The 16,756-nt window shown below is 66.9% G+C and carries 16 protein-coding genes; all 16 read right to left on the reverse strand.

All coding sequences use genetic code 11. From position 1 onward, the window contains the following. Position 1: 1 nt before the first annotated feature. Positions 2-1,486: a hypothetical protein gene (locus ACWTPI_RS13170; RefSeq protein ID WP_454731845.1), complete on the reverse strand. Its 1,485-nt coding sequence runs from the start codon at positions 1,484-1,486 to the stop codon at positions 2-4. Then, entirely contained in the window at positions 1,483-6,315 is a 4,833-nt protein-coding gene (locus ACWTPI_RS13175; protein WP_454731846.1) for a tape measure protein, read from the reverse strand. Before ACWTPI_RS13175 ends, ACWTPI_RS13170 begins: the two co-directional genes overlap by 4 nt. Before the next feature lie 47 nt (positions 6,316-6,362). Beyond that, positions 6,363-6,686, reverse strand: a complete 324-nt coding sequence (locus tag ACWTPI_RS13180; RefSeq protein ID WP_454731847.1) for a DUF1799 domain-containing protein — start codon at positions 6,684-6,686, stop codon at positions 6,363-6,365. Between the two features lie 59 nt (positions 6,687-6,745). Next, a complete protein-coding gene (locus ACWTPI_RS13185) occupies positions 6,746-7,093 on the reverse strand; it encodes a hypothetical protein (protein WP_059415609.1) in 348 nt (115 codons plus the stop codon). Between the two features lie 80 nt (positions 7,094-7,173). After that, positions 7,174-8,106, reverse strand: coding sequence for a phage tail tube protein (locus ACWTPI_RS13190; protein WP_420994114.1), 933 nt, complete (start codon positions 8,104-8,106; stop codon positions 7,174-7,176). Then, complete coding sequence (locus ACWTPI_RS13195) at positions 8,099-8,302, reverse strand: hypothetical protein (protein WP_059415604.1); 204 nt, start codon at positions 8,300-8,302, stop codon at positions 8,099-8,101. The genes ACWTPI_RS13190 and ACWTPI_RS13195 overlap by 8 nt, the downstream gene beginning before the upstream one ends. Before the next feature lie 9 nt (positions 8,303-8,311). Continuing rightward, positions 8,312-8,746 carry a hypothetical protein gene (locus ACWTPI_RS13200; RefSeq protein WP_420994113.1) on the reverse strand — a complete coding sequence of 145 codons (435 nt, stop codon included), beginning with the start codon at positions 8,744-8,746 and terminating at the stop codon, positions 8,312-8,314. After that, positions 8,743-9,045, reverse strand: coding sequence for a hypothetical protein (locus ACWTPI_RS13205; RefSeq protein WP_420994112.1), 303 nt, complete (start codon positions 9,043-9,045; stop codon positions 8,743-8,745). Before ACWTPI_RS13205 ends, ACWTPI_RS13200 begins: the two co-directional genes overlap by 4 nt. After that, on the reverse strand, positions 9,045-9,341 hold the full coding sequence (locus ACWTPI_RS13210; RefSeq protein WP_454731848.1) for a hypothetical protein: 297 nt from the start codon (positions 9,339-9,341) through the stop codon (positions 9,045-9,047). The genes ACWTPI_RS13205 and ACWTPI_RS13210 overlap by 1 nt, the downstream gene beginning before the upstream one ends. A gap of 70 nt (positions 9,342-9,411) precedes the next feature. Next, positions 9,412-10,347 (reverse strand): major capsid protein, encoded by a 936-nt coding sequence (locus ACWTPI_RS13215; protein ID WP_454731849.1) that lies wholly within the window; start codon positions 10,345-10,347, stop codon positions 9,412-9,414. 46 nt (positions 10,348-10,393) lie between these two features. Continuing rightward, on the reverse strand, positions 10,394-10,768 hold the full coding sequence (locus tag ACWTPI_RS13220) for a DUF2190 domain-containing protein (RefSeq protein ID WP_454731850.1): 375 nt from the start codon (positions 10,766-10,768) through the stop codon (positions 10,394-10,396). Positions 10,769-10,805: 37 nt separating this feature from the next. After that, positions 10,806-12,170, reverse strand: coding sequence for a S49 family peptidase (locus tag ACWTPI_RS13225; protein ID WP_063923102.1), 1,365 nt, complete (start codon positions 12,168-12,170; stop codon positions 10,806-10,808). Between the two features lie 44 nt (positions 12,171-12,214). Then, a complete protein-coding gene (locus tag ACWTPI_RS13230) occupies positions 12,215-13,834 on the reverse strand; it encodes a phage portal protein (RefSeq protein ID WP_059415588.1) in 1,620 nt (539 codons plus the stop codon). Next, positions 13,831-14,046 (reverse strand): DUF6148 family protein, encoded by a 216-nt coding sequence (locus ACWTPI_RS13235; protein ID WP_420994107.1) that lies wholly within the window; start codon positions 14,044-14,046, stop codon positions 13,831-13,833. The genes ACWTPI_RS13230 and ACWTPI_RS13235 overlap by 4 nt, the downstream gene beginning before the upstream one ends. A gap of 3 nt (positions 14,047-14,049) precedes the next feature. Continuing rightward, positions 14,050-16,218 carry a phage terminase large subunit family protein gene (locus ACWTPI_RS13240; protein ID WP_454731851.1) on the reverse strand — a complete coding sequence of 723 codons (2,169 nt, stop codon included), beginning with the start codon at positions 16,216-16,218 and terminating at the stop codon, positions 14,050-14,052. Continuing rightward, positions 16,148-16,672, reverse strand: a complete 525-nt coding sequence (locus ACWTPI_RS13245) for a terminase small subunit (RefSeq protein WP_059415580.1) — start codon at positions 16,670-16,672, stop codon at positions 16,148-16,150. Before ACWTPI_RS13245 ends, ACWTPI_RS13240 begins: the two co-directional genes overlap by 71 nt. Positions 16,673-16,756: the final 84 nt, after the last annotated feature.

Below are 16,756 nucleotides of genomic sequence, written 5' to 3' on the forward strand. Positions count from 1 at the left end.
CCTACCCCCACAATGTCAGTTTCACGGTGTCGTTATCGACACCAGCATCCAGCGCGATCACGCACAGCAGCCGCCCGGGCGCCACGTATCTGGCGCCGTCCAGCCCCACGACCGCACCCAGGTCGACGGCGGCCAGCTCCGACAGCGGCACGTCGGCATCAACCAGCATGCGCCGCACGCTATACAGCGCGCTGCGCCTGTTGGCCTCCGCCACCGCATCGGCCTCCGCAATCAAGGCCGTATCGAACGACAGCTCCTCCGAGGAGGGCCACGGCGTTTTGACTGCGGGCACCTCGACGGCGGCCTGCCGGTAATCCTCGGCAAGGAAGGCCTTGCGTGCCTGCGACACGCTGCCGGCGGGCTGGGCCTGGACGGTGTAGTTCCGTGCGTACCGCACCACGGTGCGCCAGTTGGGCACGCCCGCCTCGCGCAACACTAGGCTGGTCACGGCATCCGCCGGCCAGCGTGCAACCGGCACGCCCGCCGGCTGCGTGAGGCGCCCCATGCGCAGGCGGTTGAGCCGGTCGAAGCCGTACCAGGCGCCGATGGCATTGGCGAGCGTATCCATCACCGCCTGCCCATTCGTCTCGCCGTCCACCCACACCCCGACCGCCGCCGCGTTGGCCGCGTTCAGCGCCGCCACGTCTGCGCCCTCGATGTCGGCGGCGGGGATGCCCGCGTCGAGCGCGACCTGCTCGAGCAGCGCACCCGCGCGCTGCTCGACCGTGGCCGCATCCGCTGTCACCTGGCCCGCCGGCGCGGAGCCGAGCCGGAACAGGCCCTGCCAGCAGCGAAACGTGCCGGCCGCCGGCGCGGTAGCCAGCAGCGCCGTCTGGTCGGCGTAGTCGGCGCCGCGAGCCAGCCCCACGCCGTTGTCATAGACCGCGCTCACGGCGCAGGCCTGGTCGGAGACTTGATAGACGAGCTTGGACGTGTTGACCGCCTTCGTGGGCACGTTCAGCACCGCGCCATAGATGCGCGGCTTGTACTGGTCCTTGAGATCGTCTTTCGTACCCTCCACACCGTCGGGCAGCACGTTGCTGCCCGCGTATTTGGGCCGGTCCAGCGGCTTGCCCAGGAAGGCCAGGCGGTCGCGCACCTTCAGATTGACAACGCCGTCCTCCGCGGCGACGTCATCGAGCAGACCGGACATCACAGTCGACCAGGTGGCCACCGGCGTGCCGAGCTGCCCGACCTTCACGACGAAGGGCCGGCCGTCGACGGCGTAGTCGGTGGCCAGCAGATCGAGCGCGCCATCGGGATTCAGCAGGCGGATTTGCCCGACTGAGGCGCGCGACGCGCCGTAGGTAGTGGCGCGATCGAACAACGATCGGCCTAGCCGGGGCTGCTCCTGCAGGCGGCCGTCGAAGTACGCATTGGCCGGCGTATCAGTCGGCCGCGTGGTAAAGCCCTCGCTTGCAAAGCGCAAGGTCTCCACCGCCGCGGCCGAGATCCGCCAGGCAGTCACCTCAATTGCAATGGTCATGGCTTGATGTTGTTGGAAATGTCGTCCAGCCGCCGGCTTTGGCGGCCGGCCACCGTGACGGCCTCCTGGTGGTTGTCCTGGGCCTGCTGCATGCGCGCGGCGGCGAGCTGGCGGTTGTCTTCGCGCAGCGCCTGAACCTCAGCACGCAGCGCTTTGATTTCCGCCGTCATCGCCGGCGCGCCGCCCCGACCGAAACCGGACCAGTCCGCCGGCTTGCTGAACCGCGCGTTTTCCTCCCGGGTCAGCACCCGTTCGCCCTTGTGCAGCTCCGCCATGTACCCGTCGAAAGGCACGTAGGCCAGGCCGTTCGCGTGCGAGCCGTCCGGCCTGAAACCCTGGACCTTGTTGAAGTCGTCGGTGTACTGGCCGCCGCTCGCGTAGTAGGCCCGCGATGCTTCCAGGAAGGCCTGCGCGATCTGCGACCACTGCGACCGCGCATCAGCATCACCGCCCATTGCCTTAGCCGAGGTTTCGTCATAGCGGCGCTTCGCCTCCGCATACTGCTGCTCGGGCGTGAGCGTCGAGAGGTTGCCCAGCAGCAGCTGGTCCTGAAACTGCTTCACCTGGTCGCCGAATGCCTTGGTGGCGGCCTCCGCCGCCGCGACGGCATCCGCCACCTGGCCGAAGGACGGCGCCAGGTTCATCATCGCCACGAATAGCTGCTGGCCGTTGTCCGTGCTCAGGTCCAGCGATTCGACCAGGGCCCGGAAGCCCGCGCGGGTCTCCGGCATGGTGAGGCCGAGATCCTTGAAGCTGTCGGAGAGCTGGCTGCGCAGCCTGGTGATCTTCTCCTCGTCGGAAAAATATCCCGCGTAGTAGTCGGCCACCTTGGCGTTGAACGTGTCCAGCCCGCCGCCCAGGTCGACCAGGTTCTGCCGCAGCTTGGCCGTGGCCAGGCCCACCCCACCAAAGGCCTGTTCGGTGGTCTTGCCAAGGACGGACGCCACCGTGTTGGTGGAGGTGTAGACATCGGTCAAGCGCTGCGCCGCGTCGGACACCGATTCCTCGCCCTGACGGAGCGCCTCGAGCTGCGGCAGCAGCTGGCTCCCCATCGAGTTCGACATGTCCTTGAGCAACTGGTCCACCTGGTCCTGCGAGCGCAGATCCGCTCGCACGCTGTAGCGGAACGAGCCGAGCCGGTCTTGCAGGCCTGCACCGCCCGCGAGCTTGTCCAGGTTCTCATAGAACGCCAGCGAACCCTTGGCGGCACCGCCAAACACAGCAGATTGCTGGTCGTCCAGCGCCGAGTAGTCGGTCCATTTCTTGTCGCTGCGGAACAAGCCACCCTTGGCCTTCCAGTCCACGAACTGCTGACCGCTGAACCCGTCGGCGGTGAAGTCGCCCACAATGCCGGCGGCCTGCACTTCCGGCTTCTTGCGGCCGAACAGCGCCGTGATGGTCGAGGCACCGGAAAGCACGTTGGCCAAGCGATCGCTGACGCCGACACTGCGCAGCAGGCTGTCCGCGCCGAACGTGGCTGCCCCGTAGACCTTGCCGAGGGTGTTCATGTCCACTTTCTTGTAGTCCCACCCTTTGGCGAACAAGGCATCTGCCGCCGCCATCCCCGCCGCCACCCAGCCGGCCACCGGCACTGCGGCCATCGCCCCGCTGATGCCGGCACCGATGCCGCCGGCGCTGGCGCCAGCGGAGCCGGCCATTGCGCCGAGGCCGGCCGTGCTGCCCGACAGCGACAGGGCGGTACCCGCTCCATACAGCGACAGGCCGGCATTCGCACCATAGGCCACGCCGGCGGCACCAGCGCCATAGATCGAAGCGCCGGTGCCGGCCCCGAACAGGCCACCAGCCAGGAAGCCGGTCCCGCCGAACGTGGCGCCGGTTGCCGCGCTACCGCCACCGCCCAGCCAGGCCGACACCAGGCCGTAGCCCGTCTTGATCTTGTCGACCATGCCGTAGAGGTCCGCCGCGCTTTGAATGGCTCCGCCGGCGCCACCGCTGCCCCCACCCAGGCCAAAGGCACTCAGGATGCCGTTCTGCACGTACTGGATAGGAATGCGCAGCAGGGTGGTCTTGGCCAGGTTCTTGAGGCCGTCCAGGAAGGTGCGGCCGAAATCCTTGCCCGATTCAAAGGCGCGGAACAGGGAATCGGTCAGGCCCTGTCCCAGCTCGTTGGAGAGCCGCTTCCATTCCTCCTCGGTTTTCTTGGCCAGGTCATAGCGGGCCTCGGTGGTCTCTTTGGCCGACAGCGCCTGCTGCAGGCGCTTGCGCGCGTCAATCTCCGCATCGAGCGCCTTGAGCTGGTCGCTCATGGGGTCGAGCATGGCAATGGCCTCACGCCGCTCCTGCAGGCGAGCAACCGTCACCGACTCGATCACCGACGGCAGGCGCCCGTACAGCAGCGTTTCGTCCTTCACGGCCACGATGCGCTGCTCGATGCCCATCAGCGTCTTCTGGTCGCTGTCCGCCTGGGCACGGTAGAGCTGCTCGGTCTGGTCCTTGAGGGCGTTGACGCGCTCCTGGTCCAACGCCGCGAGCTCCGCCTCGAGGCGCACGCGCTCGCCGTGGTACTTCTCGCGTGCCGCCAGCTCTTTCTTGCCGGCGGCCAGGTCCTCGAGCTGCTTGGCCTGCGCAATCTCGCCCTGCAGGGCCGTCTCGCGTGCATCGTAGCTACTCTGCAGCGCCTCGCTCTCCGTGATCTGCCCGGTCTTGCGCAGGCGGTCGATGTTGGCCAGCTCGCGCTTGAGCGTGTCTTCGCGCAGCTTGCTTTGCTGCTCGATCGACGCCATCTGGCCGCCCAGCATGTTCTGGAAGGCCTTATTGGCCGTCTCCGCGTCCTTGGAGCCGCCGGCCCACTTGTCATAGGCCACCTTGACACGATCGACGTAGGTAGAGAGGCTGATGGCACCCTCGGCTAGCAAGCCCTTCTGCGTGGTGATGTATTTCTCGTAGTTCTCGTTGATGCCCTTGAGCTGCTGATCGAACTTTTCGTTTTCCGCCTGGAGCTTTCGCACGCGCTCCGCGCGCATGGCCGTCTCCGCCTCGACGATGGCGTTCTCGAGCCGCGCTTCATCCAGCAGATCCGGGTTATAGGGGTTGGCAGCGCGTTGCTCCGGCGTGATGGCAGCGTTCCGCGCGTGCAGGTCCGCCAGGCGCTGCTTCTGGTCGACCAGCCTCGCCGTATCGGCCGCCGGCGTGCCGTCGCGAACTTCGTTGCGCTCCCGGTACTTGGCAATCTGCTTGTTCAGATCGTCAATGATCTGCTGCGTCGTCTGAACGCTGACGGCCGCCTGCTTGCCCGACGAATCCGCCGCTTCGCGCGCGGCATCGCGCTGCCTGGCCGAGTAGATCTCCCACGCCGTGACACCGAGGCCCAGCACAGTCACCACCGCCCCCAGCGGGCCGCCCAGCAGGCCCAGGGCCCGAGCGGCGATGCCGGCCCCACCAGCGCCCGCCGCCTGGGCTGTTGCCAGCGATCGCTGGGCCGCTGCATTGGCCTCGGTGGCGGCGGCCACCTCAAGGTTCACGCGCACTTGCTGCTGCCCCAGGACGGCCAGCTCCGCCAGCGCCGCCGAGCGCGCCGCCGTTGCCGCCGTCGCCTGTAGGTCGGCCTCGCGCACCAGGCGCAGGGCACCGGACAGCGCGCCGGCCGCCGTGGCTGCGGCCAGGGTCGCCTCAGCGGCTTGCAGCGACGCATTGGCACTGGCCAGCCTGGCCGTTTGCTCAGCACGCGCCACACCGATAGCCGCCGAGGTCGCCGTCATGTCCGCCGTGCGCGCCGCGGTGCGGGCAACCTCGGCCTCGATCGCCAGCAGGGTGGCAGTGGTCTCCTGCCGGGTCGCTGCTGCCGACAGCATGGCCGCATCGGCCTTGCGCGCGAACGAAGACGCCGCGTTCAGCGCCCAATCTGCCGCCTTGGCGGCGGTAAGGCCGGTGAGCGCCGCCGTCACGTAGTCCAGATTCATGGCCAGGAAGGAAACGCCATCCGCCAGCTTGCGGAACACGCCCGAGGCCTCGTTCATGTCCGAGATGCGCTTCATGAGCGCGTTCTGCAGTTGGGTGAACGACTGCTCGACCGTCAGCGGCATCGAGGCGAACTCCGCGCTCAGTTGCTTGCCGGCCTTGTCGAGCGCATCCAGCAGTTGCGCCGGTACCAGCTTGCCCTCTTCGCCCAGCTTGCGCAGCTCCCCGATGGAGACGCCCAGGCCGTCAGCCAATGCCTGCGCCAGGCGCGGCGCCTGCTCGAGCACCGAATTGAGTTCTTCGCCGCGGAGCGTGCCGCTGGCAAGGCCCTGCGAAAACTGGACCAGGGCAGCCTGGGTCGCTTCCGCGGCCCCGCCGCTGAGCGCAATGGCCTTGGAGGTATTCTCGGTCACGCGCAAGATTTTTTCCTGGCTGACGCCCAGCTCCTGGCCCGCCTTGGCGAGGTAGGAGTAGGTCTGCGCCACCCCTTCCCACTGCTGGCGCGTGCGCTGCGCGATGTCGTACAGCGCAGCCTGCGTTTGCGTCGCCGCCGCGGCCGAGGACGACACCAGGCCGATGCGCGCCGCCAGATTGGTGGAGGCATCCGACAGGCTGACCATCTCGCTGATGGTGAGACCGAGCCCGATGCCGCCGAGCGTGCGCAGAAGACCATCAAACTGGCGGTTCAGCGCGCCGGTGGATTCCACGGCCCGGTTCATCGAGCCGGCCAGGCGCTCCGAGCTGCGCGCCACGATCGCGGCGCTCTGCTCCGCTCGTGTCGCGGCGCCCTGCATGGCGCCCTCGATCTTGGCCCCGGTTTGCACCGCGACGGCGGCGCCACCGGCCATATCCTGTTTGTATTCGGCCAGGTCAGCACGCAACCGGACAACCATGTTCCCGAGATCGGACACAGGCCCCTCCCTTCAAATGAAAACACCCGCCGAAGCGGGTGTTGTGGTCATCGGCGGCATCTCTCGGCTTCCTCCAGGAAGACTTTGAGCGCCGCACTCTCCATCAACTGGAGATCTGCGAACAAGGCCGCGCGGCTCTTTCCACCGATGCCGCTGAGGCGCATGGCACTCTCCACGGCCGGGTAGTTGAGGCCGGTGCGCACCACACCGGCCATCGTGCCAACGTGGTTCCACTGGCTCCACAGGTCGAGGAAAAACAGCACCGCCTCCCGGGTGTCGTCGTGGTAGAAAAAATCCTCGCCACTGCCCCGGGCCCGCGCTGCTGCCACCACCTCCGCCGGCGCACCCATCGCCTCCAGCGCGTCGGCCACATCGGCGTCCGCCTCGAAGTCGGTTTCGCGCGCGCCGGCCCAATGCCGCGCGGCCTCGATTAGTTTTTTGCGCGCGAGGTGATGACGTTGTCCCAGAACGCCGCCTGCAACGCGGCGACGGCCGGCGGGATCTGCAGCAGCACGGCCTTGTTCTCTTCGTTGAACTCGGCCACGGTGCCGTCGTCGGCTACCAGCTCTTTCCAGCCGACCAGGACCTGACGCGCGAGCCAGCAGGGATCATCCTTGCCCTCGGACAGCCAACGTGCTTTGAGCTCCTCGAGCTGGGTCACGGTGTAGCGGGTGAAAATCGCCAGGAATTGCGATTTCTCGATGACGCCCCTCTCGTTGAGGGTCTCGACGGTGACGCGCGCGCCGAAGGTCGGCGTGGTGGTGAGCTTGAATGCCATTGGGGTGGTTCTCCTGGAAATGACGGAGGCCCGCTCGACGGCGGGCCTCACGGGTTGTGCAGCGGCAAGGCCGCAGCCGGCTACTTGACCGTAATCAGCAGCTCGTCGTTGCCCACGTTCGGATTGATGGTGAGGTTGGAGGTCATCATCGCAACGCCGTCCTGGTCGGCGTATGCCAGGTTCGACATCTGCACCTTGGGCGCGTCGATCTTGACGATGTTGCCGGCCACCGTACCGTGCGTGATCGACAGCGCGCCCAGCACCACGTCGCGCACGGTCGACCACCAGTCCTTGCTGGCCACCGTGGTGAGCTCCATGTTGATGCTGCCGGTCGGCTGGCGATCGGTCTGCTCGACGCCCTCGTAGGCGACCAACGAGCGCCAGACCAGGGTATTCGCCAGATCGATCTGGAGCGCCTGCAACGGGCCCGTATAGCCGGAGATGGACCAGGTTGCCGTATTGGTCTTGTTGACCGCGGCCGGCCGCTGGAATTTCGAGTAGTCCACGCCCGCCGGATTACCCGCATCCGTCACCGGCGCGAACGTGCCGATGAATTTGTAACGCATCACCGGGATCTGCTTGGCGGTGATGTCGAAGGCCACCGTACCCTTACAGCCGACCAGCTTGTGCAGCAGGCCGTCGATGTAGGCGTAGATGCTCACCGTCTCGTTGGTGCCAGTCACGGGCGCGTATTTGACATCCGTGGCCGCTGTGACGGTTTCGGACATGCCGCACGCACGCATGAGCGGCCCCCAGGCCGGTGCCGTACCGGCCGCGCCGGCGCCGGCCAGTTCGACCTCACAGTCGAGCTCGCTGTGAATGCCCACCGGGATCTGCTCGCTGTTGCCGAAATAGGCGCGGATGAGGTTGCGCGGCACGTTCTCCGCCACCAGCGGTTGCACGGTGCACGAGCGCGCCAGGATGGCATTGGCGGCGCCGGTTGGAACGGCATCGGTGCCCGGCGTCGTCTCGATCTTTACCAGCAGCACCGTCTTTCGATTGAGCTTAGCCATGCTGATTCTCCTCGGGTTGGTTGATGGCCGGCCCGGCTACCGGACGGCGCGTGCCGCTGACCGGATCGAACTCGAACGAGCCCGCCACGCCGGCGAAATGGTCGGTGGCCAGCACGCTGGCCGAATCGGACGGTGCCGGCGTGGCCGCGGTGGTAGCCGCGTCCGCCGGCGGCCCGGCCTCCGTGTTTTGCTTCATCTGGATCTCCTATGCACTGAGGCTGTCACGCCCCGTGCGGTAAAAGAAGTCGTAGTGGACTGCGCGCGCGCCGACGATGCCGCCGAGGTTGTCGTAGCTGGGTGCGTCCGTGCCCAGCTCACTGATGTCGATCAGCGCGGGGTCCGTGAACGTCATGACGGCGGGATGCACCAGCGCGAACGCAGCTTCGGACAGGCTGTCCGGGTCCGGGTCGCGCGTCACGATGGTCACGATCAGCACGGCATGCCGGTCGATCTCCGCAGTCGACTCGGCGCCGAGCTGCTCTTTGCCGTGGTGCACCACCAGAACACGCTTCTTTCCGCGCATGTCCAATGCGGCAAAGAGGGACCGGGAGAACGCCAGTCCCAGCGCTTGCAGATCGGGCACGGCCTGCAAGCGCTCGTAGAGGCGCTGGGCCATTTCCTCGCGCTTGGTAGTGGTCATGTCGATACCGGGTTGAGATCGATCAGCACGAACGCGCCGTCACTGCGCTTCGCGGGCTCGCCGACCGGGTTGTAGTCCCCGGCCGCGGGGCCGGCGCTCACCGTCACCACATCACCGGCCGCCAGGACACCGAACAGATCCGCACGGCCCAGCAGTTGCACGCCATTGCCCCGCGAGAGACCGTTGAGCGTGTCGCCGGGCAGATGGTTGATGAGCGCCATGTGGGAAATGCCCCGGCTGGGCACGTTGACGAGCTCGCCGAAATCCTCGACAAAATCGTCCAGATCCTCGGCGTCCATCAGGCCTGCGAGCCGGGGTTACTGCCCTGGCCGCCCTGGTCGCCGGTCTGGTCGGCGCCGGCATCCGTTTCGCCGGCGCCGCTACCACCGGGCGCGCCGGGATCGGGGGGCGGCGACGACTCCAGCTGCGTGCCGGCCGGGTTCTTCGGCTCGCTACCGCGCTTGCGCTCCACGATTTCCACCGCGCCCGCCGCCTTGAGCTCGTAGGCAAGCTCCGGCGAGACATCGAACTCGGCACCGGCGGCGTGCGGCTCCTTCCTGCCGGTGTCCACCGGCCAGATTGCTTTGACTCTCATGCTGTTCCTCTCGAAAAGGAAACGGCCCGCACATGGCGGGCCGCTCTGCCAAGACCTGGCGCTAGCGCGCTCAGGCGATAGCGTTCTGGAAGAAGAAGGACAGATCCGGTGCAGTCACCAGTTCGTTGACGCGCTCGCCGGCGCGCACCATGTAGCTGCCCTCGAGGCCGCCATACTGCTTGCCGAAATCGGCATCGGAGATACGTTCGCCCTGCTGCGCGGTGAAGCCCCAGGTGGTGGAGCGCGTGGTCTCCGCCGGCTTCTCGCGGTAGATGAATGCCGCATGCTTGCCCCAGCAACGCTGCAGCGACATCGCCTGGCCTTTGCGCGCCGTGTTGACGAAAGCGCTGCCGACCAGGATCTCATCGACCTCAATTGCGCCGGCCAGTTGCTGGCGCGTCACGCCGCCGGACGTACCACCCTTGCCGTTCACGTAGTCGATCACCTTCGGGTGGAGGATCAGCTTGGTCCACACGGTGCGCCCGAAGATCGCCACATTCGGCCGCATGATCGGCGCGTCCAACGCGGTCAGGATGGCCGTGATCGGGTCCGAGCTGGTGTAGTCGGACCACTGCGCCGCGCCCGCCAGGGTGAGCTTGTTGGTGTGATTCGCCGCACCGAAGACGGTGTTGGCCACGCGCACCTCCCGGTCGAGCGTGACCAGCTTCATCACGAATTCGGCGGCGAGCGCCAACGGGTCGACACCCTCCGGGGCGTTCTTCACGTCCTCGACCGGGACGATCTCGTCCAGGCCGTAGTCGAACACGGCGCCGGTCTGCATGGTGCCGGAGCTTTCGACCTGGTTGGGCTTCGCCTTGCGGCCCACGCGGGTGTCGGGCACGGTGAAGTGGTCAGCGACAGTCTGCACCAGATACTTGAACTCGGCCTGGGAAACCGGCACGCGCGGCATCACCTGGTCGGCGATCATCTCGCCGTTGGCGTAGGCAATCACGATCGCCGCAATGAGCTGCAGATTGATCGGGTACGGAGCGACAGCAGTCGTCATGGATGACTCCTAGAAGAAAGGGAAGAAGGAAGGCGGGACGGGGCGTCTAGCCCTGCATCACGCCGGGCGCCAAGGACACCGGGCAGATGTCGCCCTGGACGCCCGACACGTCGGCGAAGCCGATGATGCGAACGTTGCTGCCAGCGGCCGGCGCCGCCGCGACGGCACGGCCGACCGCATCCGCGGTCAGCGGCTGACCGCGCGTGACGTTGCCGCCGTACTCGATGTCGGCGATACCACTGCGCACGATGGTCGGGCGGTCGCCGGCGACGTAAGCGAAGCCCTCGGTGGCGCCCAGCAGGGGATCGGTGGCCGCGGTGGCCTGCTTGACGCTGCCGTCGGTCGCACCGTGGGTGACGATGCGATTCTTGGCCAGCGGGCCCTCGGCGATATGGGCCTTGAGGAGTCCGGGATTGCTCATGGTAATTTCCTGTGAAGTGATGAGAGACGCGGTGCGGTCAGTCCTGCGCCAGTTCCTTGGCGGCCTGCGTGGCCGCCGCGGCGTAGGACAGGCTCCCGCCATTGGCCTCGGCCTCACGGCGCAGCTCGGCCGCGCGCGCGGCGATCTGCGCTTTGGTCGGCGCATCCTTCTTGCCGCCAGCGCTGGCATCGACCGACGCCGGCAGCGGCGGCGGAGCGTCGGCAGCCTGGCCGCTGGCCTGCTTGGCCAGCGCCGCGCGATGCGCGCCCAGGACTTGGGCGGCGGCCTGGTCCGGCGTCGTCTTGCCGTCGGCCTTCAGCGAGGCAATGAGCGCCTCGTGGCCGACCATCGCGTGCGCCTCGATGCCGAGGATGCGTGCGCGCTCGGCGGTGGCGCCGGCAGCTTCGCCGGCGGCGCGGGCGGCGGATTCGATTTCCTGCAGCAGTGCGGGCGATTCTGCCGCCAGCTCGTCGCGGGTCGTGATGCTCATGGAGTTTCCTTTCGGAGAAGTGGGCATATCCGCCCGGGTCTTGGGACGGGGCACTGCGGCCCCGGGGGTTTTGAACTCGCCAGCGGCAAGCCGGCCGACCAGCTGGTCGAGCGTGGCAATGCCGTCAACCAGCCCAGCATCGACGGCCTGCTGGCCGACGAAAATGCGCCCGTCGGCCATGTCGGCCAGGACCTTCTCAGTGCTGACGCCGCGGTATTCCGCAACGGCCTGCACGAACTGGCCATACAGGTAATCCACGTAGTCCTGCACCGAAGCCCTGCCCTCCTCGGACAGCGGCGCGTAGCTGCCGGCGATGCGCTTGTACTTGCCGGCATAGATTTCGGTGGTCTTGACGCCGCGCATTTCCTCGGAGCGCGACACGTCGCGGTGGCTGCTCACGACGCCGATGGAGCCGACCTGCGTGGTGCCGTCGGCGATAAACACCGCCTGTGCGGCGGCGCCGATCCAGTAGCCGGCCGAGGCGATCAGACCATCGCCCAGGGTGACGACGGGCTTGACCGCGCCTACCTCACGCATCACGTTGGCGGTCTGCTGCGTGCCGGCGACGGTGCCGCCGGGTGTGTCGGCATGCAGCAGGATCGAATTCACCCGGCTGTTCGCCGCAGCCGAGCGCAGATCGCGCATCACCAGGTCGCTGGAAGCGCCGCCGGAGATGTCGCTGAACAGATTCGCGCGGCGCGCGATCGTGCCCATCATCGGAATGATCGCCACACCGTCGACGATCTCGTAGTCCTGCGGCTCGCTGCCGAGCGGCCGGCCCAGGCTGGCAGCTACCGCCTGCAGGTCGATCTGCTCGCCCAGCATGCGCGCGTCGTAAGCTGCGACGATCTCCGAGAGCTTGGCTGGCAGGATCGCCCAGGGCGCCGTCACCACATCGAGTAGTCGATTCATCACTGCTCCTGAAAAACAAAACCCGCCACATGGGCGGGTCCGCGTTACTTGTTGGCCGGCAGATCCGGCAAAGGCTTGGGGTCGCTGGGGTCGGGCGGCGCCGAGGGGTCATCGAGCCCGGGCTCCATTTCTGCGCCGCTGGCCGTGGCCGGCACCAGGAGCCCATCGCGGCGGCGGGCCTCCATCTCCCGTGCCTGCTGGGCGTGGTTGTCGACCCAATTGCTCCCGTCATAGGCCATTGTTTCCTTTGCCAGGGTAGTGCGCCCGATCGCCAGATTCTTCTCCGACGCCAGCGCTTCCTTGAGTGGATCGACCGCGCCCGGCGCGTCACCCACCCACTGGCAGCCCAACCAGGCGCGCCGGATGAGGGGATCAGTGAAATAACCCGGCGCCGACAGGCGGCCGTTGGCGACCGCTTCGTCCATCACCAGCTCGTAGACCGGCTGGCAAAAGTTTGTCGAGAGCCAGAAGCGACGCAGCTTGAAGAAGCGCCATGCGTCCAGGATGGCCGCGCGCGCCGCGGTGTAACTCGAGGTGTAGTGCTTGATGAGCACTTCGAACGGCAACTCGAGCGCCACGCCGATCTGGCGCAGGATCGACTGCACGAAGGGATCGAACAACGCATTCGGGCGGCCTGGGTTGATGACCTCAACGCTGTCGCCGGGCGCACCCTGGATAACTGCGCCTTTGCCAAGCCGGTAATCCGGCTGCGATTCCTTCCCTTCGTCCTCGGGCAAAACGCCCTGCCCGTCCTCGGTCTTGATGAAGACCGTGAACATGCCCGATACAACCGCAGCGGCCAGCTCGGCCTCCGTGTAGATACCGAGCTGCCGCAGCGGCTCAATCACGGGCGCCAGGTACGGCTGGCCGCGTGTCTGGCCAACCCGCCGCCGCTCGAACAGGTGCAGCACGTTGCGGCGGCCGGTGCCGTTGCCGAATACCTCGCGCCGATCCCAGATGCGCTTGCCTGCGCGGGCACCGATACCGCCCGGGTGCTTGCGCAGGAAGTGACAGGCAACCGGGGCGCCGTAGTCGTCCATCTCAATACCACCGGCAAGATTCTCCGTGTCGGCGGCGTAGTTCGGGTTGCAGCAGCGATCGCCCTCGATCAGCTGCAGGCGGAGGCGATATGCAGTGCGGTGGCGCGTCAGGAGGGGCGTGACTACGAACAGGTCGCCATTTTCCAGCGTGGAACGGAACGCCAGCTGCTGCATCTCGTAGAACGTCTGTGCTAGCGAGATGTCGCATTCCTTCGTGTCAGCGAACAGGGAAAATTCCCGCTGCGCCTGCTGCTGCCAGGTGGACGCCTGCTCCTCCGTCAAGCCCAGCACCTCCGCGTCGATGGTCGGCTGCGGCGCAAGCCCGGTGCCGACCACATTCGTCACCGCCGTGTTGATGGCGCCCAGCGCCAGGGGATTGTTTCGCGCCAGGTCGCGGCTACGATTGCGCAGCTCGGCCAGCGCCGGCAGCAGGTCGGCATCGGCCGAGCCGCCGAACGCAAACCAGTTACGCAACGAGCGCTTGGAACGCGAGGCACCCTCGTATGCGCCGGAGTAGGCCTGCGCGGTGCGCGCCTGGGCCCGGCGGTTGCCGGCGACCGGATCGAAGTAGTTGACGATCCGGTCCGTCAGCGTGAGCTTCAGGTCTGGTTTGCCGACTTTCATTCGGCGACCCCGTAGCCGATGCGCATGCGGCGGCCACCGTTGCGCGCGGCCGCGCGCTTGCCCTCCCAGAAATTGATCTGCCGGCGGATCTCGGCCGCGTCGGCGCGCGTGAGCTTGCGCCCCTCGATCTCGTAAGACTGGTTGCGTGCCACCGCGAGGCTGGCGGCGAGCCATGCGTCGAGCTGCGCCTGTGCTTGTTCTGCAGTAATCATGGGTCAGATCTCCACGCCGCGCGAGACGGTGCCGTATCTTCGGCGCCGCGCCCGCGGTGGCAGGTTGGGTGATGTGTCGGCGGCAGCCGGCTCTACGGCTCGCTGTGGCCGGGCCTGCAGCGCATCCTCGTCCGGGTCCTCATCTTCCGACTCCGGCACGGCGGGTACAGGTGATGGCGCGTCGGCAACTTGAAGCGGCGCCGGTGGTGGCGGCATGTCGTCGAACAGGCCGCCTTGCGACAGCCGCGCCTCGAGCGTGGACCAGTCCCGCTCCTGCATCAGGTGGACCTTGGCCGCGCGCGTGGCGTGCAATGCGTAGACCTCGCAGTCGAGCGCCTCATTGCGTTTGCCGACCTTCTTCTGCCAGACGCGCACCACGTGCCCGTTTTTCTGGCGCACCGGCGCCTTGACCTCCGCCAGCAACTGGTCGAAGTAGTCGGCGATCACGTCCTTGTAGACGTGAAAGCGGCCCGGCCCCTTGCCCTCCAGTCCGACGCGACCGCGTTCGCCGATCAACAGGTCCTTGGCGCGGCCAACGCCGACCATGAAGACCGACACGCCGTAGCGCGCCGCCTTCGTGTTCTTCTTGTTGGTCTCGATCACCGGCCCGGGCTTACGGAAGATCTCCGCATCGGGACTGCGCGCGCCCTTGATCGCCATGACATGCGGAACGCCGCGGCCCTGGCGCGATCGCACGTATTTGTAAACCGCATCGGATGTGTTGCCGTCCGAGCTGTCGATCGACACCGCCGAGAGGCTCAGGGCGAAGCCGCGCTCATGCCGGTACTTGCCGAAGACCAGCTTGTCGAGCTGGTTCCAGACATCATCCGTAATCAGGCCCGGCTGGCCATAGAGCCGGTCATACCGCACCAACCAGGATTCCTCCCCGCGCCCGTAGGCGCGCAAAACCACCTCCAGGCGGTCGGGCTGCACGTCGACGCCCATGACGAGCACGAGGCCGCCGGCAGGCACAACGCCGGCGGCATATGGCTCCGCCCGCTCCGCCAGCACGCTGGCCTCGGGCTGGTCGCCCTTGAACGAATAGGGCAAGCCCATCGAGCTGTTGACGAAGGCGACGAGCTTGCTTTCGTCGCCCATCTCCAGGTGGTGCATCGCCGTGAGGCGATTTGCCATCAGGATAGGCATCGTCGAGCCGGCGAACGGGCTGTACAACTCGTTGATGTAGTAGCCGGCAATGCCGTTGAACGGCGCGGTCGCCATCCAGCGGCCTTGCTTCACATTGCGGCGTTTCTCCGCATCGTTCCATCGGCCTTCACAGTGCGGGCACACGTAGTAGGCTTCGTCCGGCACCTTCTTGCCGTAGATCGGATGCGCCGCGTCAGGATCTTCGGGGCAATGCAGGTTGGCGAAACTCAGCGCATGCTCCGCGCCGCAGTGATGGCATGGAATCATGCCCACCCGCTTGTCCGAGAGCTCCATCTCGGCCGCGATGGTCGAGGTGCCCTCCACGGTCGGCGTGCCGCCGATGACGATCTTGACGCGCGATCGCCGGTACGTCTTCGTGCGCTCCTTGGCCAGCTTGATCGAATCGCCCTGGCCGCGCAGGTTGAGGTTGCAGTCGTCCGGCTCCTCGATGAAGACGCGCGGGATCGGGCTGGACTTCACGCTCGACGGCGAATTCGACCCGACCAGCTTGAGGAAGCCGCCGCGAAAGCGCTTGAACAGCATGCGCTGCTGCGCCTTGCGGCTGCGCAGATTCACCGCGGCGCGAAGCCGCGGCGTGGCGCCCACCATCGGCTCGAACTTCTCGGCCATGTATTCCTTGGCCGCGCCCTCTTTCGGGAACAGGCCAAGGATGGGCGACGGGTCGAGGTCGATCCACTTGCCCAGGATGTTGCCGAGCACACCGGAGGTCCACGCGACCTGCGCCGACTTCTGGCAGCACACCTCGATCACGTTCGGATCGTCGATCGCCTCGAGCGGATTGCCCGGCCAGCACAGGTAAGGCGTCACCTCCGGGTCGTACTTGCCGGCGCGGTCGGCTTCGATGCTCGACAGATAGCGATGCCGGCGCGACCATTCCAGCGCGTTCATGCGTGGCGGCAACGCCCAGCGCGACACGGCCGCGCGCAGCGCGCGCCTAGCCGTCTTCGTCATCCTCCTCGAGGTCTCCGGCATCGTCAGGATGCTCAGAGTCGGGGTCAGCGTCATCGTCTTCGTCCAGGTGTTGGAGTTTGCCCAGGCACTCCTCAATGAGCGGCAGGGTCAGTTGCTCGTCGACTTCGATGCCATGCGCCTCGAACACGGCGTCAGCCAACTTCCCGGGCAACAGGAGCAACTCGGTCTTGGCCGCCTCGATGTGGTTGCTCCAGAGCGATTCGAACGTGGCGGCCGGCGCCAGCAGATCGAGCTTTTCGCCGATGCGGATCTCGACTTCGACCTTGCGCACGCGATCAAGCTCGTCTTTCGGGCTGGACAGGCCAGCGCGATGGACCTCGCGCCGCGCCAGCCAAGAAATGACCGCGGCGGTGTCGTACTCGTTGCCGCGGCCGCGCTGGCCGGCGAGGAGAACCGGCATGTCTTCGTCCTTTTGCCACCGAATCAGCGTCTGCACGGCGAATCCGGTAATCTCGGCCAACTCCAGCAGGTTCACGGTCTTGCCCATCCCATCCCCAAACTAACTAACCCTTGGCGCCCTTTCATCTGGAAATGAATCGGGGCGTGAATGACCCGTGTGAGCTGGGAGGTC

The organism is Cupriavidus ulmosensis (assembly GCF_977008105.1).